Origin of the sequence: Halodesulfovibrio marinisediminis DSM 17456 (assembly GCF_900129975.1) — a bacterium.
Lineage (GTDB): Bacteria > Desulfobacterota > Desulfovibrionia > Desulfovibrionales > Desulfovibrionaceae > Halodesulfovibrio > Halodesulfovibrio marinisediminis.
Genome location: NZ_FSRG01000007.1, coordinates 19,603 through 40,238, shown reverse-complemented (window position 1 = coordinate 40,238; position 20,636 = coordinate 19,603). Strand labels below are relative to the sequence as shown.

At 45.5% G+C, this 20,636-nt stretch carries 17 protein-coding genes; 4 read left to right on the top strand and 13 right to left on the bottom strand.

The annotated features are described in order from the left end of the window. Positions 1-167 precede the first annotated feature (167 nt). Positions 168-1,763, top strand: coding sequence for a hydroxylamine reductase (hcp, locus tag BUR09_RS14265; protein ID WP_074217631.1), 1,596 nt, complete (start codon positions 168-170; stop codon positions 1,761-1,763). 610 nt (positions 1,764-2,373) lie between these two features. After that, positions 2,374-3,036, top strand: coding sequence for a class I SAM-dependent methyltransferase (locus tag BUR09_RS14260; RefSeq protein ID WP_084539509.1), 663 nt, complete (start codon positions 2,374-2,376; stop codon positions 3,034-3,036). Positions 3,037-3,149: 113 nt separating this feature from the next. Here BUR09_RS14260 and BUR09_RS14255 read toward each other — a convergent pair whose 3' ends face one another. From BUR09_RS14255 to BUR09_RS14245, 3 genes are all read right to left on the bottom strand, one after another. Next, entirely contained in the window at positions 3,150-3,941 is a 792-nt protein-coding gene (locus BUR09_RS14255) for an ATP-binding protein (protein WP_074217629.1), read from the bottom strand. An 87-nt stretch (positions 3,942-4,028) separates the two neighbouring features. After that, positions 4,029-5,918 carry an anaerobic carbon-monoxide dehydrogenase catalytic subunit gene (gene cooS / locus BUR09_RS14250; RefSeq protein WP_074217628.1) on the bottom strand — a complete coding sequence of 630 codons (1,890 nt, stop codon included), beginning with the start codon at positions 5,916-5,918 and terminating at the stop codon, positions 4,029-4,031. A 113-nt stretch (positions 5,919-6,031) separates the two neighbouring features. Beyond that, a complete protein-coding gene (locus BUR09_RS14245) occupies positions 6,032-6,703 on the bottom strand; it encodes a Crp/Fnr family transcriptional regulator (RefSeq protein WP_074217627.1) in 672 nt (223 codons plus the stop codon). A 273-nt stretch (positions 6,704-6,976) separates the two neighbouring features. On the opposite strand from BUR09_RS14245, the gene BUR09_RS14240 reads away from it, so the two are divergent. Continuing rightward, entirely contained in the window at positions 6,977-7,720 is a 744-nt protein-coding gene (locus tag BUR09_RS14240) for an ATP-binding protein (RefSeq protein ID WP_074217626.1), read from the top strand. A gap of 118 nt (positions 7,721-7,838) precedes the next feature. Here BUR09_RS14240 and BUR09_RS14235 read toward each other — a convergent pair whose 3' ends face one another. After that, complete coding sequence (locus BUR09_RS14235) at positions 7,839-8,231, bottom strand: hypothetical protein (protein ID WP_074217625.1); 393 nt, start codon at positions 8,229-8,231, stop codon at positions 7,839-7,841. 583 nt (positions 8,232-8,814) lie between these two features. Then, positions 8,815-9,498 carry a Crp/Fnr family transcriptional regulator gene (locus tag BUR09_RS14230; protein WP_074217624.1) on the bottom strand — a complete coding sequence of 228 codons (684 nt, stop codon included), beginning with the start codon at positions 9,496-9,498 and terminating at the stop codon, positions 8,815-8,817. 223 nt (positions 9,499-9,721) lie between these two features. Between BUR09_RS14230 and BUR09_RS14225 the strand changes: the two genes are divergently transcribed. Continuing rightward, entirely contained in the window at positions 9,722-9,976 is a 255-nt protein-coding gene (locus BUR09_RS14225; protein ID WP_074217623.1) for a hypothetical protein, read from the top strand. 221 nt (positions 9,977-10,197) lie between these two features. On the opposite strand, the gene BUR09_RS14220 is transcribed toward BUR09_RS14225, so the two are convergent. The 8 genes from BUR09_RS14220 to BUR09_RS14185 all read right to left on the bottom strand — a co-directional run bounded on the left by BUR09_RS14220 (position 10,198) and on the right by BUR09_RS14185 (position 20,580). Beyond that, positions 10,198-11,613, bottom strand: a complete 1,416-nt coding sequence (locus BUR09_RS14220) for a sigma-54 interaction domain-containing protein (protein ID WP_245796748.1) — start codon at positions 11,611-11,613, stop codon at positions 10,198-10,200. 223 nt (positions 11,614-11,836) lie between these two features. Continuing rightward, positions 11,837-13,315: a sodium:solute symporter family transporter gene (locus tag BUR09_RS14215; RefSeq protein WP_074217622.1), complete on the bottom strand. Its 1,479-nt coding sequence runs from the start codon at positions 13,313-13,315 to the stop codon at positions 11,837-11,839. A 3-nt stretch (positions 13,316-13,318) separates the two neighbouring features. Further along, on the bottom strand, positions 13,319-14,275 hold the full coding sequence (speB, locus tag BUR09_RS14210) for an agmatinase (protein ID WP_074217621.1): 957 nt from the start codon (positions 14,273-14,275) through the stop codon (positions 13,319-13,321). Between the two features lie 593 nt (positions 14,276-14,868). Continuing rightward, the gene (gene gltX, locus BUR09_RS14205) at positions 14,869-16,260 is read right to left on the bottom strand and encodes a glutamate--tRNA ligase (protein WP_074217620.1); all 1,392 of its coding nucleotides are present in this window, start codon (positions 16,258-16,260) and stop codon (positions 14,869-14,871) included. Between the two features lie 193 nt (positions 16,261-16,453). After that, on the bottom strand, positions 16,454-16,687 hold the full coding sequence (locus BUR09_RS14200; RefSeq protein ID WP_074217619.1) for a NifU family protein: 234 nt from the start codon (positions 16,685-16,687) through the stop codon (positions 16,454-16,456). Between the two features lie 220 nt (positions 16,688-16,907). Continuing rightward, positions 16,908-17,813: a DUF2156 domain-containing protein gene (locus BUR09_RS14195; RefSeq protein ID WP_074217618.1), complete on the bottom strand. Its 906-nt coding sequence runs from the start codon at positions 17,811-17,813 to the stop codon at positions 16,908-16,910. 9 nt (positions 17,814-17,822) lie between these two features. Further along, positions 17,823-19,214 carry an MATE family efflux transporter gene (locus BUR09_RS14190; protein ID WP_074217617.1) on the bottom strand — a complete coding sequence of 464 codons (1,392 nt, stop codon included), beginning with the start codon at positions 19,212-19,214 and terminating at the stop codon, positions 17,823-17,825. A gap of 379 nt (positions 19,215-19,593) precedes the next feature. Continuing rightward, the gene (locus tag BUR09_RS14185; RefSeq protein ID WP_074217616.1) at positions 19,594-20,580 is read right to left on the bottom strand and encodes a biotin--[acetyl-CoA-carboxylase] ligase; all 987 of its coding nucleotides are present in this window, start codon (positions 20,578-20,580) and stop codon (positions 19,594-19,596) included. Between the last annotated feature and the right edge of the window lie 56 nt (positions 20,581-20,636).

The following is a 20,636-nucleotide window of genomic DNA, read 5'->3' as shown; positions in this document are numbered from 1 at the left end:
GGAAAAACATTCTCACTCAATCATCCGCTACCCTTTTTCCATTTGCCGTTAGATGAAATAAAAAATTCCTGCATCATACGAGGTGGACCAGTATGTTAGATTTTTTCAGAAAGCTTTTTAAATCAGATGAAGTTACCCAAGCAAACGTTCGACCAAAGGAGCTACACATGTTCTGTAACCAATGTGAACAGACAGCAAAAGGAATCGGCTGTGATAAAATGGGCGTATGCGGCAAGAAACCAGACGTTGCTGCTCTTCAGGATCTCACAGTTTACGCATTGCGCGGCCTTGCGCTTGCTGCACTGAAAAAAGGGGACAACAGCAACAATCTTGGGCACTTCACTGCAAAAATGCTCTTCACTACCTTAACTAACGTTAACTTTACACCAGAAGACTTCCAGAAATTTATCAACGAAATTGTTACACGCCGTAAAGCACTTGATATTCATTTCCAGAGCGGACCGGGCGCTTTTGAACCGGCAGATACTATTGAAGGTCTGGTTGCTCAGGGTGAAGGGTACTCCATCAAAGACTTCGACACCGACGAAGACATTCGCTCTGCCAAGCAGCTTCTCATCTTCGGCCTGAAAGGTCTTTGCGCGTACGCTGACCATGCAGCAGTTCTCCATCAGCAAGACACTACTGTCTACCACTTTGTATACAAAGCCCTTGCAGCAGGATACGACGGTGAAGAGCGCGACCTTTCAGCATGGCTCGGTCTCTGCCTCAAGTGTGGCGAAGTAAACCTCCGCACAATGGAACTGCTTGATGCAGGTAACACCAGTACCTTTGGTCACCCCGAACCTACAGAAGTACCTCTTGGTCACGTTCCTGGCAAAGCTATTCTGGTATCCGGTCACGACCTTCAAGACCTCTATCTTCTTCTCCAGCAGACTGAAGGAAAAGGCATCAATATTTATACACATGGCGAAATGCTTCCATGTCACGCTTACCCAGAGCTTAAAAAGTTTGACCACTTCTACGGCCACTTCGGTACTGCATGGCAAAACCAGCATAAAGAATTCCCTGAGTTCCCTGGCGCAATCCTCTTCACTACCAACTGCATCCAGAAGCCTCAGGAAGTATACAAGGACAACGTGTTCACAACCGGTCTTGTCGGCTGGCCCGGCCTTACCCACATTGGCCAGAACAAAGACTTCACTCCGGTTATCGAACGAGCTCTTGCCCAGCCTGGCTTTACTGACACTGCAGACAACGGCAGCGTACTCTGTGGTTTCGGTCGCAACACCGTAATGAGCGTTGCTGACAAAGTAATCGACGGCGTTAAATCCGGTGCAATCCGTCATTTCTTCCTCGTTGGCGGTTGTGACGGCGCAAAACCAGGCCGCAACTACTACACTGACTTTGTAGAACAAACTCCACAGGACACCGTAGTTCTTACCCTTGCTTGTGGTAAATTCCGCTTCTTCGATAAAAAGCTCGGTGACATCGGCGGCATTCCTCGCCTCCTCGACGTTGGCCAGTGTAACGATGCTTACTCCGCAATTCAGATTGCAGTTGCCCTTGCAGGCGCATTCGAATGCGACGTAAACGAACTTCCACTGTCTCTGGTACTCAGCTGGTACGAGCAGAAGGCTGTTGTTATTCTTCTCACCCTTCTCTCACTCGGTATCAAAGACATCCGTCTCGGGCCTTCTCTCCCTGCATTTGTCAGCCCGAATATTCTTAATGTTCTGGTAGAGAACTACGGCATCAAGCCTATCTCAACTCCAGAAGAAGACCTCAAGGCTATCCTCGGATAAGCCCCTAAGCACAAAAGCCCCTTCCACAATATCTGCGGAAGGGGCTTTTACTCTCCCCACCTGCTAATCTGTCATGCATCAGTAAGCAACGCAGCTGATGCATGACAAATTAGCAGATAAAAAATGCATAATGCAATTTTCTGCTTTCCTTTCTCATTGTTGGGAACAACACAACCTCATGTTCCCGATTCCGGCGCGGCATTATAATTTGTGAGCGTAACCGCGCCGGAACTTAATAAAACAAAACTGTCACCTGAATGGCATCTTATTGCCCAACAAAATAGTAAGACTCATTTCAAAGTCATACCTCCTTGCAGCGTGAGTTCAACTTTTGTTATGTTTAATAATATTGTATTCACGCCATGGCTATCAGTGAAAAAAGCGCCCTGCGACAACATAAAGGGCGCTTTTTTATATATTTACAATCTGATATTATTGACAATCAGCCTGTGCACAGAACTCTTTTTTTACATTTTTTGCTTTTTTAACTTCTCGTGAACAGAGTTCATGCGATAAGAGTTTCGATTGCGCTGCGGCCTACTTCTTCATGCAGCATGCAAGCACACAGCCCCGATGGTCATCACCAAGTGACCTATGAGGAGATATGATAATGAAACATTCACAAACAACTCACGCTGGACAGAGCACCTACACCAAGTCTGTTCAATCTATATATGATTTTTGGGAACTCGGGATTTTAAACACGTTGGTCTGGCGTTGTCCTACCAAACATCTGCGCTACCACTTCCGTAAGCATGTCACCCTTAACCATTTAGATGTAGGCGTTGGCACTGGCTACTTCCTTGACAACTGCCTGCTGGAACAAAAACGCCGTCTGGCTCTGCTGGATTCAAACAACACTAACCTTGAAAAGGCAGCCGAACGCGTTAAACGATTCAAGCCCGAAGTGTATCAGGCTAACATCCTTGCTCCACTCCACCTGCCATGCAAAAAGTTTGATTCCATCAGCATTAACTACCTCTTCCATTGCCTCACTGGATCAATTAAAGAAAAAGCAGTTATTCTTGATAGCCTTTCAGAATATTTGCATGACGGCGGTAAAATTTTTGGATCAACAATCCTGAGCCACGGTGTACGCCAAAACTTTGCTGCCCAGAAGCTTATGGCCTACTACAACAGAAAAGGCATCTTCTCGAATACCCGTGACCACCGTAGCGGTCTTCGTGATGAGCTTGAATCCCGATTTACAAACGTAGAAATTGAAGTAAAAGGCTGCGTAGCCTTATTCAGCGCACGAAAAGGTGAGCGATAACACAAAGAAAAAAGAGCATCCGATCAAAAGGATGCTCTTTTTTCTTTTAATTCGCGCTGCGACTTCATTACATACTTTCCATTCAAAACTCTTATTGCAACACCTTCGAAAAACTACACCTCAACGCCAAAGCGTTTCAACACACGCTCCACAACAAGATCAATTTCTGCGTCTGCCAATCCTAGCACATTTCCTGTCGTAAGCTGCCGTGCTGCAAGTGAAGAAAGGTACGGCATGGAGACAACACTGTCAGGTAGACCTTTTAGTTCGGGAAGCTTTAATGAAGCAATATCAGAGCGGTTAAGAACTAAAACCTGCTTATCCAACCCGAGTTCTACTGCCATTCTTCCCACATCAGCCGCAGTTTGAAGACCACGCATGCTTGGCTCGGATACAACAACAAGACCATCCACGTGTGCAACGGTTCCGCGCCCTAAGTGCTCTACTCCTGCTTCTAAATCCACCAACACCCAGTCATTTCGTTCAAGAACCAGATGCGCAAGAATGGCTTTAAGAAGTGTATTAGCAGCGCAAGCGCACCCGCCTCCGGCTCCTGTTACTGTCCCCATCACGAGCAGGCGTTTGGATCCGACAGCAGCACCTTGTGGAGGGGGGCCTATTACGGGCAATTCAACCGAAAGAACCTCCGGCAAATCGCTCACATCAGGATTCAAGGTGAACATGCTGGTATTTTTCTGCCGAATCCGCTCGCGAATTAAATCTTCCCGATGAATAAGGGCTTCCGGCAAACTGTTACGATCAATTCCGCAGGCTTCGCCTAAGGAAAGAGCTGTGTCAGCGTCCACCAGCCACACATTCTGCCCTTTACGAGCAAGATAATCTGCCATCCATGCGGTAAGAGTAGTTTTACCCACGCCACCTTTGCCTGCAAAAGCTAACTTCATTCTACTTCTCCCATGCCGTACCTAAAACGCAGCCTGCGCAGTGTGAAGGAATGCAGCGTCACACTGCGGCAGGCTGTCAGCTATGCATTATTCAGAAAGACCAAGCCCAACACGCTTCATACGGATGCGTGCATCCAGAAGCTCTGCGGCTTTTACGTAGTCATCTTCCACTACAAAGTGAGCGCCTACAATGTCTTCCAGCCCCTCAAGGGCAATATTGGTTACAGTTTCGGAGCCAAGAATGTTCGGTGGCAAACCAAGATGCGTCATAACACCGCTGGCAACGGCATACATGCCGATTGCTGCAGCTTTTTCTGAATACCATTCAGGAGAAGAGGCGCCCACAGGCAAATCGGAAATATCCACACCAAGTTCTTTTGCAACTAGGCCGCAAAGATGCATAATACGGGAGTTATCTACACAACTGCCAAGGTGTAATACCGGTGGAATGCCAAGTGCACCGCATATTTCTTTAAGTCCTTCGCCCGCCATTTCAGCACCTTCCGGCACAAGAAGACCAGCTTTACCGGCAGCAGTGGTTACGCAACCAGTAACAAGAACAAGTATGTCACGCTTAATCAATTCTTTTGCAAGACCGACGTTTGCGGAATCCTGTTTAATTTTTGGATTGTTGCAACCCACAATACCAACAACACCACGAACCTTACCTGCTTTAATGGCATCAATGAGAGGGGTCAGTGTTCCACCAAGTGCGGAGAGAATAGCTTCATTGGAGAAGCCGGTCATAATTTCTACAGGTTGTGTTGGAATCTCCACACGGCCTTTGTCTCGTTCGATATAAGCTTTAATAGACTCTTCAACTATGGCCGTAGCCTGTTCAAGAGCATTATGCGGATGAACTTCAAAGTGCATTGCACCTGTAAATTTGGCTTTCTCAGCAGTTGTAATGAAACGAGTATGGTAACACTGTGAAACAGTCACCAATGAAGGCATAATACACTGGTAATCTACAACAACAGATTCTACAGCACCGGTTACAATGGCAAGCTCTGTCATTAAATGGTTACCAGCCATTGGGATGCCCTGACGCATAAGTAGCTCGTTACCAGTACAACAAAGCCCCGCAACGTTGATACCTGTCGCACCTGCTGCTTTGGCTTTTTCTACCAATTCCGGAAGACGAGAAGCGGCGAGAATCATTTCGGATACAACAGGGTTATGACCGTGCACCAGAATGTTTACTTTATCTTCTTTAATAACGCCGAGGTTACTTGTAGAGCGTGATGGAGTAGGAGTACCGAAAATAACATCGGAAAGCTCTGTACCGATCATAGAACCACCCCAGCCGTCAGAAAGCGCACAACGTGCAGCATGCAGCAATGTGTTCGGAGCATCGTTGTCACAACCCATGTGAGTACGGTGCATCATCTCTGCAATTTCGCGGTCTATCCCACGAGGGGTAATGCCTACGCGGTCCCAGAGTTCACGACGCTGTTGAGGAACACGGGATAAAAATGAAAGGGAAGACCGACGGGAACCAAAGTCTTTGAAACATTCGTCAACAAGGTCTACGGCTATGTCATGCAGGTCTCGACCTTCTGTCACAACACCTACCTCAGCAGCGATGCGTGTAAGCTTTTCCGGATCAGTAATACGATAATGCTCTGTATCACCTTCAACAATTGCTTCCAATACTTCAATCAAATCGCGACCATGATCTGAATGACCAGCGCTACCACCAGCAACAAAACGACCAAAGTTACGGGCAACAACAACGTCTGCGTCGGCACCGCACACGCCGATGTTCATTTTTGCCCCCGGCTTATTGCTGATCCGGCAAGGCCCCATAATACAGTTTCGGCATGTAGTACCTAGGTCACAAAACTTACAATGTGGAGTTTGGCGTTCCAATCTGTCCCACGCAGTTTCAATACTTTCCGCTTTCGCTTTGCGGATCATTGCATGCGCGTCTTGCCAAATAGAAAGATCTTCAGGCTTTTTAGGTTCTTTTCCCATTTGTGCTCTCCTCAAAAATTTTATGTTCTACATCCTCTCTTACATACTCATAATCCTGCTTCTGTCAGCAAGCTGACAATTATTGGAAAAATACCTCGTTACGTTCAACTAAGCTACTTTTTAAGCTCCTCCAGCCGCGTTCTATCTACAATCTCAAAAACACCACGTTTAACGCGTATAAGAATACCAGAGCGCACCATATCGTTAAGCAACGTTGAAGCAGTCTGTCGTGTGGAACCAATATGTTGTGCAAGCTGTTCACCTGTCATACCAAGGCGTGCGACCTGCTTCCCACCTTCATCTTTTGCTATGGACAACAAAAAATCTGTAAGCCGTGTGGAAGCATCTCCAAAAACGAGGCCGTCAATAATACCGAACGAGCTCTTCAACATATTACCAAGAATACGAACCATAACTTTGCTGACCTGCGGAATATCACGCATGTAGGCATGAAACACCGGAATACTTGTTGTAAGCAACAGGCCGGGCGTCAAAGCCTGAACAAACGTTCCGGTATGACACGTATATATATCACCTGGTTCCAAAATTGACAGCGTAAACTCTTTCCCTTCTGCCGAAAGGAATACCCTAAGGCGTCCTTCTTTAACTATAAAAACACAACCAGAAGCAGAAGCATCCGGCTTGGTAATTTCATCATCTGCTGCACTAAATGGATCAGCTATCATCTCGGTTGCAACAAATTTACGTTCATTCAATGCGGTACGCAGTTCTTTAAACTCAGGCTTTTCCAGCTCTGCAAGCAAATTTATTTCAGCGAATTTCATGAATATATCCTTATTAACAACTCGTTATATAATTCATTTCACACTAAAGAGTGCCGAAGAGAAGCAAAACTTGCAAGTCCAGCTGTATAATTTTACAGGCACACTCTTCATACTAAATGAGCTTTGAACTATATAAAACAAGTTCTACTTCAAAAAAAGTCTACCGCAAAAAAAGTTCATATTTTTGCTGTACGTCACAACATGAAAAAGAGAACCGCGTATAGTGAACTCAACAAATGAGGAATAAAGCGACTTCGCTTAAAGGAGTTTTTTATGAATAAAGTAGTGCGTAAAATTATTGAAATTGATGAAGAGCGTTGTGACGGTTGCGGCCTGTGCGTTCTTGACTGTGCTGAAGGTGCTATCCAGATCATCAACGGCAAAGCTAAAATAGTTAAAGATGAATACTGTGACGGCTTGGGAGCTTGCCTTGGAGCATGTCCTCAGGATGCATTACACATTATTGAACGAGAAGCTCCTGAATTTGATGAAGAAGCAGCAATGGCGTGGGTAAAAGAACGCGACGCAAAAGAAGCAGCAGTAAAAGCAGCTCCAAAGTCCAGCCCTTGCGGCTGCATGGGATCACAGGTGCAGAGCATGAAAACTGTTGAAATTAAAGTACCGGGCAACAAAGTTTCCGGTCCGGGGCACTGGCCTCTCAAAATCCGTCTTGTTCCGCCGACTGCACCATACCTCAAAAATGCAGATGTACTTGTAGCTGCAGACTGTGCGGCAGCAGCATCACCAATTTTCCATAGTGAATTTGCAAAAGACAAAGTAGTCCTTATCGGTTGTCCAAAATTTGATGACACCGGCGAGTACGTGAATAAACTTGCAGACATTATCCGCACCAGCGGTATCCGATCAATCAGTGTGCTGCGTATGGAAGTACCTTGCTGTACCGGTCTTTCCCGTGCACTGGCTGATGCTATCAAGCTTTCCGGCGTCGATATCGAAGCAAAAGAAACCATCATGACCTGCGGTGGCGCTAAAGCTCAGAAAACCATGTTCGGCTAACCGTACCGGATAGCCTTGCTTCCTACACGATACGTTTATCTAATCAGGCAGAGTTGAAAAAAGGCCTCAGTACCTTTGGTACCGAGGCCTTTTTATATTCATCTCTTCAGCAAGTACGTTACGGTTTTTCTGTACGCACAATTACAGGGTTAACGCGGTATTTTTCCGGTGCGTAAACAGGCCATTCACAACGAGGGTAGACAAAGGTTCCCCTACGCACAGCACGGCCCACAGCACGGCGGGTAGACAGAGCAGGAACTTTACGTTCATCAGCGGTTGACAGAGCTTTGTTGATAGCCATTTGGTTCATTGGGACATACAATGTAACTTCTTTGGGGCTAGTAAAGGTCGGAGACCTTACAACATCAACTGGTGGTACTGGTGTAGTTTCACACACCTTTTTCACAACCACTGGACACGGTCCTTCTGCCTTGACAACTGTTGGCAGCACCAATGCAACCAACACCATTAATGCTGCGATATTACAAGCAATCAGCTTCGCTCTCACCATAGCGTGCCTCCTATCTATAAGATTTTATTCAGTAAGATACTTGTTACGTTCAACTTTTATTAATGCAGCATGCTGCAACACTGATCGCAACAACCTCAAGCGATTACAACCAAGCTAGCAGAAAGAACACAAAATCGACATTACTACATTGTAATATTGTTGATAAATTACAGTATTCTTTCTTTACTGCGTCATAATAGTTCTGCATCACACTTTTATTACAGAAAAAAACCGCCTTTGAAGAATTTCAAAGGCGGTTCATAAATAGACTTACGGAACAATCTAGCAATGCTAACAATATGTTGCATACAACTATCCATGCAATCATATTCAATCATGAAAAACAAGAACAACGCAACAGTCAGGAATCATATGAAAATTAGAAAAAATCAAATTTAGACTTACAGACAGAGCTCCCGAGCTACAACTCCACATTCACTCTTATTGTCGGTATTTTAAATAGTTGGCTGATATGAAATTGCGAAAAGAATAGAGCTACTCCATTAGGATAGTCCCAAACACCACGCTCATCAAGACTCCAGCGCCAAGGCCACCAAAACCAACTCCGAAAACCGTCTACGTCTTACAGGACAATTTCCCCTTCTGCCAAATCTTCGAGTGCTGCCATATCCTCAATGGTAATTTGACGCCCTTCAACAGAAACAAGTCCTCTGTCAGCCATTTTAGAAAGAGTACGGGATAGAGTTTCGCGTGCGGTACCAAGCATTCCGGCAAGCAGACCTTTGGAAACATCAAGCTTAAATGTAACGGCGCCGTTTTTTTCTTCGCTGGTGTACAGTAAATACGATGCAAGACGTTGTGGTGCTTCATGAAGTGTCAACGCTTCAACTTGTTTGGTAAACATGCGCAACTTCATAGACATGGCACCAAGCATTGCAAGAGCCAGTGCAGGATCTTTTGCAATACAATCAAGAAGTCCTTTGCGAGGGAAAAAAGCAAGTGTGGACTTCTCCACTGCTTCAGAGTGTGCAGGAAACGAACTATTCTGGAAAACAGCCACTTCACCGAACGTTTCGCCAGAACCATACAAATGGATAATTGCCTCACGTCCATCAGGACCAGTCTTATAAATCTTCACCCTGCCGGACAGCACAATGTAAAAGCCTTCTGCCGGAGCAGACTCATAGAAAATTATCTGCCCGCGCCCTACTTCTTTTTTTACAGCAATTGTCGCCAGTTCTGAAAGCTGTTCTTCTGAAAGCCCACTAAAAAAAGGCATTTGAGAAAGCACTGTAGAAAGTTGCATGATTATCCTTTTTACTAATTGATAAAGTACATTACGCAGGCCGAAGGGCCTCAAGATTCCGTAACTTTTTTTTACACTTCAACCCTTTCTACTTTATAGCAACTTGCGGACAAGCCGTCATCTTTTCAACAAAGTTGTCAGTACTCACTTTTCAACACAGCTACACAATTGCGAACTATTGCAATCAAGGATATAGTCCATCCATCATAATGAGGAGAACTCTATGAGCAAAATGTCTCAGAGCGTAGCAGCACGTGTTGAAGAACTGTTGCGCGAACAACTAAGCGAACTTGGAATTGAGGTAAGTAAGTTAGAGCCGCATGTTATCGCAGAAAACATGAAATGTGATGTTTTCTCTGACGATTCCATGATCTATTACTGGAAAGGCGACCCTATTCTGCGTGTTATGCCTGAATCTTCTGAAGACGGCACTACAAGCTGGCGTATGTTTACCAAAGACGACTTGCCTGCTCAGTAATTCATCAGCAACAAGGCTGTATTATCCGAGGGCAATGGATTCATTGTCTTCTGACTACGCAGCATGCTGTTGTAACACATGGCGCTCGTATGAAAATATCGGGTGATTCTACTACTACGTAGAATCACCCCTTTTTTATGTTTTTTTACGATAGCCATACTAAAAAAACATACAACAAGATGGTATTTCCGACCTATTTCATTTTTTCAAAAAAGATCTGATTACTTGCAGTACTTAGCAATCTTACGGGCAGCACTAGGCTGGCTGATACCCAATGCTTTTGCTGTAGCCACTGTAGTCTTATGTTTTTTGTAAGCTCGGGTTACAAGCTTCCTCTCCAGTTCATGGAGAGCGTTCTTAAGCGGCAGCTTGTTTTCCCTTTCCAAAAAAGCCCCGTCCCGAATATGTGACGGTAAGTCTTCTTCTGTAATAATCAGCTGTTCGGAAATAATCACCAGTCGTTCCACTACATTTCGCAATTCACGCACGTTCCCCGGCCATGAATACATTTGTAGCGCATCTGTAACTTCCGGTGAAAAATACTTATTTGTTGAATACTTGCCATTAGCTTCTTCGAGAACATTATTCGCGAGCGGTAAGATATCCTCAGTGCGCTCTCGTAACGGTGGAATGTTCAGGTGAAGCACATTCAAACGGAAAAATAAATCACTGCGGAACCGTTTCTTATCCACAAGAGATCGCAAGTTCTGGTTTGTTGCTGCAATAAGCCTGAAGTCCACATCAATAGCTCGGGTACCACCTAGTTTAGTCAGTTTTTTTTCCTGAATCACTTGCAGCAGCTTTGCCTGCAACTCTAGAGGTAGCTCACCAATTTCATCCAGCACCAAGGTGCCACCATTGGCAAGTTCGATACGCCCTACCTTCCCCTGCCGGCTGGCACCGGTAAACGCTCCGGCCTCGTAACCAAACAATTCTGACTCAAGAAGGTTTGCAGGGATACCGGCACAATTAATTTCCATCAACGGGCCGTCTAAACGGTCACTTTGCTTATGGATAAGACGGGAAATAACATTCTTACCAACACCGGACTCTCCGGTTATAAGCACGTTGGTATCTACAAGAGCAACCTTGGAGACATACTCAAGCACCCGCTTCATTGCAGGGCTGATAGCTACGACACCCCACGATGACGGATCTGGATTCAAGACAATCTGATTTCCATCAAGTGCGGTATTCAGCTTTTCGTATTCGTTATTCAACTTAAGGAAGTAGCGGGAATCTATTGTGTAACTGATAACCCATTCGACATCACCTGCGTCGTCGAAAATAGGCACTCCCGTAACAACATTACGGCCACCAAGCTGGTTATCTTCAACAATGGTTACAGTCTGTTTTCCTTGCAATACAAGCGAAGCTACAGAAGGACTATAAAACCCCTCTGCTTCCATCTCGGCAGCTGTTCTGCCGACAATGTCGCTTTTAGAAATACCATATGTTCGTTCGAAACAACTGCTCACCCAGATAACAACGCCCAGTTTATCCACAATAACAACGTTATCGTGCATAGATTCGATCACAGAATACAGATCGTGCAACTCCGGTAAGTTTGCACGAATGGGATAAGGCTCTGCCAACAAATCCCGCATCCCGCTTTCATAAGGAGTGTAATTGCGCATACACGATTCCTAGTGAAAAAGGTTGAGTGCGACTGTAACACCGACCTGCCAACCGGACTACAGCCTGCTATACATGATATGCAGAAGCATATTTTCTTTTAAAGTTGTGTTGCCGACACTAGCAAATGCTGTGCTCTCAGGCAAACCACACATGTACAAAAAAGCCCGGAAAGTCTTCCCCCCGAGCTTTTTTATTTCTATCTATTCAGGTTACAAAACTCCATTAGTGCAACGCTGCTGTCTGAGCCTGAGCCGCACGCTCCTCGTCAGTCATATTATCTGCATCGTAATTTTCAGAAGCAGCAAGACGCGCCTCCCACTCAGCAAGCTGTGCAGGATTTGGAGGACCAGTCATAAGACTTACGACAACAAGAACAACCGCACTGCTCAACATACCGTAGATAATAGTATGTGCTGAAAACGCACCGTAGGTCATGATGCAAACGGTAGTAACTATACCGCTGACGATGATGGAGTACACAGCACCCTGCGCAGTTGCTTGACGCCAAAAGAAGCCTGCAACAACCGGTACAAAGATACAGCCGGAAAGCAATGCATATGCGATATCAAGCGCATGCATAACGTCACCGATAACAACCGCAAGGAGGAGCACCACAATACCAACAGCTAAGGTAATAGCGCGGGAGAGGAACATCTCCTGTTTTGAATCCATGTCACTGCGGAACGGTTTAACAAGGTCGTTAATAATAAGTGTGGAGGACGCGAGAATCGTGCCGCTCACTGTAGACATAAGTGTGGAAAGCAGGCCAGCTACAACCATGCCGAGCAAGCCGCTTGGCATTACTGTTACAACAAGCTGACCAAGAGCTTTCTGTGGCTCATCGAGATCTGGGAGCAGAATAAACGCAGCCATACCGCAAATTGCCATTGCGCCACCCCAGAGTACAGAGAAGAATCCAGCTGTGACGGTACCAGTAGTAGCGACCTTGCCGCTTTTTGCTGTAAACACGCGCTGCCAGATATCCTGACCAATCATAATACCAAGGTACATGAGGAGGAAGTACATAAGAAGCTGATCCCAGCCGATGGCAAACGGATCAAAGTATGACTGAGGCACTGCATTGAACATAGCATCAAGTCCGCCCGCCTTATCAATGGAAAGCGGCACGAGGAAACCGAACACGCCCACCATCATAAGTGCAAACTGAATAACATCTGTGATAGTTACAGACCACATACCACCAAGCAATGTGTACAGCAGGGAAACGGCACCACCAGCGATCATGGAGGTCACCATATCCCATCCGAAAAATGCATGGAGAATTGTGCCGATTGCAATAACCTGCACTACAGCGATCATTGCTGTGTAGATACAGGAGATAATTGCACTGATATAGCGTGCGCTGGCTGCGTAGCGTACTTCCAGCATCTCACTCAAACTGATAACACGAAGGTTAGCCATTTTACTGGAGAGCAGTATCCCCATGCTCATCACACCAAAGCCGTACATAAGTACAACCCATGAGCCGGAAATGCCGAACTGATATGCAAGCTTTACGGAACCAAAGGTAGCACCGCCGCCGAGAATAACACTGGCAAGACATGGGAAATACATCCAGAAGCGTAAGTTACGTCCGGCAACAAGGAAGTCCTCGTTGTTCTTAGCAAAAAAGATCCCGGCAATACCACACCCGATCATTACAAGGAAATATCCGATGATAATTAGTAAATCGATAGACATATATTACTCCGTCCCAGCTTGTCTTTTGTTATAGGCAAGGCATGACAAAAATGCATGCATGATTCCAGCAGCAGCAAATGATGTAATGTCAGCAACATCAGATTCTGGAAGCACTTCAACAAGGTCCATGCCAACAAGGTTCTGGTTCTGACAGGATTCAAGCACCAGTTTCAGTGCTTCATGTGTGGTAAATCCACCGATCTCCGGTGTTCCGGTGCCCGGTGAATATGCAGCATCAAGGAAATCAATATCAAAAGTCACAAATACTGGAGTACCCGGAGTAATACGTTCGCGAATACGTTTAACAGCAGCTTCGATGCCAATGTGATGCAATTCCCATCCGGTAATCACATCCATTCCGCTTTCGCGGGCAAAATTCAGTGCATCGCGGCTGTACAGAGGACCGCGAATGCCTACCTGACAAGATTCTTCAGGCTTAATTAAACCTTCTTTGATAGCCCAGTGGAAGGTTGTTCCATGGTTGTAAGGCTTACCAAAATAGTCATTTCCTGTATCGGAATGAGCATCAAAATGAATCAGCGCAACCGGCCCGTGCTTTTTAGCGACAGCACGCAGCTCCGGTAAGGTTATAGAGTGGTCGCCGCCCATAATTACAGGAACAGCGCCTTCCTGTAACACAGCTGCTACACCTTCTTCAATTTTTGCAAAGCTCTCTTCCAAGTATCCAGGAACAATATCAATATCGCCACAGTCCATACCTGTACACTCTTCAAAAATATCTACGTCCAAAACTTCATTATAGTTTTTTAAGATAGTAGAAGCTGCACGAATTGATTCCGGACCAAAACGACAACCAGGCTTGTATGATGTCGCGGTATCAAACGGAACCCCAACAATTGCGAAGTCTACCCCCGCTGCTGTAGCTGCGTTAGGCAAACGCATAAAGGTGCGTACTCCGCAAAAACGTGGTGATTCTAAAGAATTAACTGGTTTACTCATAACTTTCCTCCTGAGATTGCCCTGCCCATGGGACAGTCTCAGCAAAACAAACGGGCATAACTCTCAATATAAAAATAAATCCACCATGAAGAGCATGGCATAAATTTATCTAGGGACATTGCCAGACTAGGGCAGGGGTATGCCCCTATTAAGGCAAGCCTTATGCCAAAACATAACCAGTTAAATTTTATTGATTATATCGGTAAGAAAGTTTTAATCACTATTCAGTTTTGAATAGATTTAGCCACACAAAATGAAAAACGACTATTTTAACAGAACCTTATCTCCTATTCATTTTTGAATACCCCTTAATCACGATTGAATACGGTGTATGCAAAGCTTTTATGACTTCCCATCGCAGAAGCATATTTTCTCTATTCACCTTTGCTAGCTGAAAAATGTATTTGCGACCCTGCTCCAAAGTCCCTCACTTTTTATTAACAACTGAAACGACGCTGTCAGCTTTAAAAAAAATATCGCTTCAATATCTGCGTGCTCCTCCTCGTAATTCTATTCAACACAGACTTGAGCTGCTGAACATAAAAAAAGCCGCTACATCTGTAGCGGCTTTTTACTAGCAAGATTTACAAACCCTACTGCTCAAGAGCTCGATCAATTCGAGCAAGGGTACGCTCTTTGCCGATAATCTCCATAACGTCAGGGAGGTTAGGACCACCCATAGCACCCACAAGTGCCACACGTAATGGAGGGCCTACAGCTTTAAACTTAAGGCCATTATCAGACACGTAGTTACCCATAACTTCGTGAGTAGTGTCTTTAGTAAACGCTTCGAGTGCTGCAAACTGCTCACGCATATTTGCAAGATGCTGTTTGCCTTCTTCAGTCAGTGCTTTTGTCACTGCCTTTTCGTCAAACTCATATTCAGAATCAGCAAGAAGCATAAAACGCATTGCATCAACAAGACCAATAAGGTCTTTCGCACGATCTTTGAAGAGAGGAACCATAACGGTCAAGTCTTCAGCAGACATTTCAAAGCCAGCTTCTTTTACAAACGGTGCAACAAGCGCTGCAAGATCAGCATCTGAAGAATCTTTCATGTACTGAGCGTTAAGCCAGAGAAGTTTGTCTGGATCAAAACCAGCAGCAGAAGAGGACAGGTTCTCAGTGGAGAATTTCTCGATCAGTTCGTCCAGAGTAAAGATCTCTTGATCACCGTAAGACCAGCCAAGGCGCACGAGGTAGTTTACCAGAGCCTGTGGGAGCAGACCCATTTTTTCGTATTCCATTACGGATTTTGCGCCATGACGTTTAGAAAGCTTCTTGCGGTCAGAACCGAGGATCATTGGTACATGACCAAACTCAGGAACTTCCCAGCCAAGAGCTTCATAAATCATAATCTGCTTAGGAGTGTTGTTTACATGGTCATCACCACGAAGCACGTGGGAAATACCCTGAGAATGGTCATCCACCACAACTGCAAGGTTGTAAGTAGGAGACCCATCGCTACGGCGGATAATCATGTCATCAAGCTCTTCGTTGTCAAACGCAATGCTGCCTTTAACGAGGTCTTTCCATACGGTACGACCAGAAAGAGGAGCTTTAAAACGCACTACACGGCCTTCTGCTTTTTCGAGACCAAGCTCACGGCATTTGCCGTTGTACTTAGGCTTCTTACCATTAGCACGTGCTTCTTCACGCATTGCTTCTACTTCTTCAGCACTACAATCACAGTAGTATGCCTTGCCTTCTGCAAGCAGCTGATCAATGTACTTGTTGTACAGGTCGTCGCGCTGGCTCTGGTATACAGGTTCTGCATCCCAGCTAAGGCCAAGCCATTCCATAGAAGCAAGAATTGCATCAGTGTACTGCTGCTCAGAACGTTCTCTGTCAGTATCTTCAATACGCAGAACAAATTCACCGCCATGATGACGAGCAAGCAACCAACTGAAAATAGCGGTACGAGCACCACCAATGTGTAAGTGTCCGGTCGGGGACGGAGCAAAACGTGTGACTACTTTAGCCATGTAACTATCTCCTAAAAAATATAAAAAACCTAATGCATTATAGGTATTCAATCAAAGCATAAAACAGATACTGCCAACATACCGTACAGATTGAAACAAGTCTGTACAGTAGCACCCTTAGCCTTCAACAGCTCGGGCTTACGGAAACTATATCCCTTCGGATGCGCCGTAATGTGCGGGTTGTCGCAATCTGTTAATCTTCAGCGGCCTCAACAGCCTTAACTTCAGGCACTGCTTTCAGAACAAAACGCTCTACAGTATTACGCAGGGTCATCTGGGACATCGGGCAGCCTTTGCAAGCACCAGTAAGGCGAACAGTCACAATACCACGCTCAGTAATATCTACCAGCTCAACATCACCACCATCATTCTGAAGGTAAGGACGAACTTTATCCAACGCTGCTTCTACTTTTTCTCTCAGAGTCATGTCTTATTCCTCACAGGTCTGTATATGATGTGCCGCACTTCTATCCCCGTTAAAAAACGGTGTCAAACGAAGACAAAGGCAAGCCGCACTTTGCGCTGTTACGAGAAAAACGTCAAACCCGCACACATAGCCGAATCTGACGTTTTTCTTACAATCTTTAGTAGATAGAAAAAAAGACTGCACTAAACATGGCTGCGAACGCTCAATTCGCATGCAGTTTCTACTTTTCTTCTGCCAATTCCACTACGAACTTCTTAACGAAATCGATCGGGTTATAGCTCTGTTTAGCTTTACGCAACCCTTCGTCATCCAAATCCTGCTCACGATTTACATAGGTAAAACGGGAGCCTTCGTCATTCAGGAAGAAGTTATTAATGGCCTGATACACGCCTTTGTAATCCGTTTTGCCCTTTTCAAAATGGATTACAACGGTCTCGTCATTAATCGCCTCCGCAACGGTGTAAGCAATAACTTTGCCATCCACCTGAATGGAGCCACCAATAAGAGAAGGAATCACATCCCACTGCTCAAGTACACGGCGAATTGCATCGTTTTCTGCAAGCAAGGAGTGAGATTCTTCACACTCACGCCACAAGCACCACTCTTCCTGCATTTCAAGCACCCCTTCCACGCAGTCAGCAGTCATTGGCTCATAAGTGTAGGTGTAGTTTTTCTTGAACTGGTTCACGAGGTTCTTCTTTTTATGAAACTTCTTCCCGCGAAGTTCTGCAAGCTCCTCCACACTGTAAATATAATCCCACTGACCACGATCTTCATGCGCAGTAACACGGTCACCAAGCTTTTCTTTCCAGATTTCAAGAAGACGTTCCGGGACACGATGAAAGGTACGAGCCTGCTTCATGTATGGACACCCTGTCCAATCCACGTTGTTCCAGTTACCAATCGGCGCCCAGTAACGAACTACAGGGATATCAGAATCTGCAGTGGTAGACTGACGGATCCAGACCAAGTTCTCTGTCCATGCCCATTCAAGGCTATATTCATCTGCCCAGCCCCATATGTTTGTGAAGCTAAAGTCAGATGACTTGGTATTGCTTTGAGCCAAACGCTCCATGTATTCATCTTTACGATCAAAAGTAATCGGTTCAAAAACAAGTTCTTTCATTAAAGACTCCTACACAGCCGGAGCGGTCGAATTTTTACGTTTAACCATGCTGAAACGATACCAGTCGCGTCGCATGAAGATATAAAACATTGTAGTAGACTGAAATGCCTGTGAAATAAGCATGGCAATATAAACACCTTCCGCATCTTTAAAAACCAGATGCCCGAGGACATAGGCCACAGGAAGTCTAACCAGCCATGATGCGCTGCTGTACACCCAAAAGTTATATATTGTCGCACCGGCACCAGTCATAATGCCACCAAGAGTCATACTGGCTACGGTGAACGGGATAGAAATGATATTATACTTCAAGTAAACGGCAGCCTGAACAGTTACACCAGGCTCTGGTGCAAGAAATTTTGCCATAGGCTGAATAAATGGCCAGAACCCGATGGCAATGAGAGACATAATCCCGCATGCAACTCCCAAGATACGCAACCCGACACGCTTGGCTTCCACTTTGTTCCCTGCACCGAGAAAATGCCCGATCAAGATACTTGCCGTCATGTTGAAGGCAAAGGCAGGCAGGAACAAAAGAGACTCAATACGCATGCCCGCAGCAAGTCCGGCAAGGGCTTCAACTGCGTTAAACGGCAAAGATGCGACAATGGCAAAAAGAACAATGTATCCTGTATGCCACAGTGCCTGAGTTCCTCCGGCAGGCGCCGCAACTTTAACAAGGTATGGCAGAGCACAGCGCACCCAGCGTAAAGGAGCAAAGGAACGCTTAACCAAAATCTCACTCCCAACCAGCACACTAAAGTTATAAATAGTGCCACCGGCAACAGAGAGCAGTGTCGCCCATGCAACCCCTTTGTAACCAAATTCAGGGAAGCCAAACCAACCAAGCCCGAACCCTAAGTCCGCAATGGCATTAACTATCGCAACAATAGCAATGGAGCGCATAGGGACAAAAACCATCATTTTTGCGCGGAACACTGCGTTCGTAATAATAAACACATAGTATACCGGCAGCAGCACTAAATAAATCTTCAGGAAATACATTGCGATGGGATAAATTTCTTCCGGTGTCTGCAATATTCCCAAAAAGACATGGCGGAACACCCAGCCCAAACCGGAAATACAAAGACCACAGAAGAGTCCCAGAATCACAACTAATCCCACATACCGCGCAGCCCTGTCATGCAATCCAGCACCAAGAGACTGACTAATGGCAGCAACACAGCCATTGCCAATCGCAATAGCTATGACAAAAAAGAACATGGAGGTCTGGGAAATCATTCCCAGCGCCGCCTGAACATTAGGATTTATCTGACCTGCAACCCATACATCAACAAAGCCGATGAAAAAATGGAACATCATCATAAGAATCTGCGGCCATGCGAGATTCCATATGGCTTTATATGACGTAGGGTCAGTTATCTGTTCTGAGTTACTCATTAAATTATTACCACGTAAAAAGTGTTGGAGTGCAGAAAGTAATACGGATGAAGGAAAAGTACAGCCTGAGAAGTACAAATACTACTTTATACGTAGAACGGTGTTCGCCTCAAAAATGCTGTTCAGAAAACACTCCTCACGTCACACTGAATCAGGACGTGCGAATCTTTCGTATGATATTTTGCAAAGTGTAATCTGAGATAAAAACATCGATACCTATTTCAGGCAAAATAGAAAAATTATGCAGCCACTGCTTTCAGAAAAGACAAAAAAATGATCAGCCCCTCTGTCATGCCCATCAACGATGCATGTTATCAACGCATTCCACACACAGACGGTCTACGGACGCTGAACGTTACAAGCAAGTGATACAGAAATCTTACAGAATATCGCCGGAAAAAAGACGATGCTCCACTCCACCTTCACCAAGCAAAAGCAACATGCCATCTGTAGAAACATCGGTCACAGTGCCTTGAATCTTTTCTCCACGAACCTGAACGCTAAGCTTTTTACCAACAACATCTGTCAGTTCTTTCCAGCGAGTAAGGAGCGGTGCAAAGCCCTGCTCTTTTACAAGCAAATACCAATACTCATAACGAACAAGGTAGGCCTGTAATAATTCCACACGGGAGATGCTCTTCTCTGCAGCCTCTTCAAGAGAACATGGAGCCGTACGTAAATCCGGCACCAATTTTTTGGGTAACGGACGCACATTGATACCAACACCGGAAACAACATGTCCGACAACATCGCCAGAAAGGAAAATTTCAGTGAGGTTTCCAGCAACCTTGCAGCCATTGATGAGAACATCATTAGGCCACTTGCACACAGGAAGAATACCCGTAATTTCGTGTACGGCTTCTGCCGCCGCAACGTTGGTTAACAATGTAATAATCGGCGCTTCATTCGGCGCGATATCCGGTCGTAAGATAACAGACACATACAGTCCGCAACCTGCCGGAGAATGCCATGTACGTCCCTGCCTGCCACGACCACCCGTCTGCTCATCCGCAACAACGAGTGTCCCTTCTGGAGCATCGGTGAACGCAAGTTGCATGGCTTCAATATTCGTCGACCCGACAGTCGGTAGATAATGCACACCGCGCTTGCCAAAAATTTTCGTATTCAATCCCTGTCGCACTATCTCTTCAGTCAGCAACTCGGCTTTGCGCAACAGGCGATACCCCTTGCGTGTAACAGCTTCAATCTCGTGCCCCTGTCCGCGCAATACAGCAACATGCTTGGACACAGCAGCACGTGAGATGGAAAACAGCTGGCTCACCTCCTCACCGGAAATATACCCATCTGTTTTTTCTTGCAGTAATTCCAATATCTTTTCGCGAACTGCATCACCTTTTAACGCCATCTCCACTCCTGATTGTAAACCTTACAACATCTATCAAAGTTGACAATAGTAGTACT

Coding starts and splice junctions, on each gene's coding strand:
- hcp (WP_074217631.1), top strand. CDS start 168: ATGTTCTGTAACCAATGTGAACAGACAGCAAAAGGAATCGGCTGTGAT.
- BUR09_RS14260 (WP_084539509.1), top strand. CDS start 2,374: ATGAAACATTCACAAACAACTCACGCTGGACAGAGCACCTACACCAAG.
- BUR09_RS14255 (WP_074217629.1), bottom strand. CDS start 3,941: ATGAAGTTAGCTTTTGCAGGCAAAGGTGGCGTGGGTAAAACTACTCTT.
- cooS (WP_074217628.1), bottom strand. CDS start 5,918: ATGGGAAAAGAACCTAAAAAGCCTGAAGATCTTTCTATTTGGCAAGAC.
- BUR09_RS14245 (WP_074217627.1), bottom strand. CDS start 6,703: ATGAAATTCGCTGAAATAAATTTGCTTGCAGAGCTGGAAAAGCCTGAG.
- BUR09_RS14240 (WP_074217626.1), top strand. CDS start 6,977: ATGAATAAAGTAGTGCGTAAAATTATTGAAATTGATGAAGAGCGTTGT.
- BUR09_RS14235 (WP_074217625.1), bottom strand. CDS start 8,231: ATGGTGAGAGCGAAGCTGATTGCTTGTAATATCGCAGCATTAATGGTG.
- BUR09_RS14230 (WP_074217624.1), bottom strand. CDS start 9,498: ATGCAACTTTCTACAGTGCTTTCTCAAATGCCTTTTTTTAGTGGGCTT.
- BUR09_RS14225 (WP_074217623.1), top strand. CDS start 9,722: ATGAGCAAAATGTCTCAGAGCGTAGCAGCACGTGTTGAAGAACTGTTG.
- BUR09_RS14220 (WP_245796748.1), bottom strand. CDS start 11,613: ATGCGCAATTACACTCCTTATGAAAGCGGGATGCGGGATTTGTTGGCA.
- BUR09_RS14215 (WP_074217622.1), bottom strand. CDS start 13,315: ATGTCTATCGATTTACTAATTATCATCGGATATTTCCTTGTAATGATC.
- speB (WP_074217621.1), bottom strand. CDS start 14,275: ATGAGTAAACCAGTTAATTCTTTAGAATCACCACGTTTTTGCGGAGTA.
- gltX (WP_074217620.1), bottom strand. CDS start 16,260: ATGGCTAAAGTAGTCACACGTTTTGCTCCGTCCCCGACCGGACACTTA.
- BUR09_RS14200 (WP_074217619.1), bottom strand. CDS start 16,687: ATGACTCTGAGAGAAAAAGTAGAAGCAGCGTTGGATAAAGTTCGTCCT.
- BUR09_RS14195 (WP_074217618.1), bottom strand. CDS start 17,813: ATGAAAGAACTTGTTTTTGAACCGATTACTTTTGATCGTAAAGATGAA.
- BUR09_RS14190 (WP_074217617.1), bottom strand. CDS start 19,214: ATGAGTAACTCAGAACAGATAACTGACCCTACGTCATATAAAGCCATA.
- BUR09_RS14185 (WP_074217616.1), bottom strand. CDS start 20,580: ATGGCGTTAAAAGGTGATGCAGTTCGCGAAAAGATATTGGAATTACTG.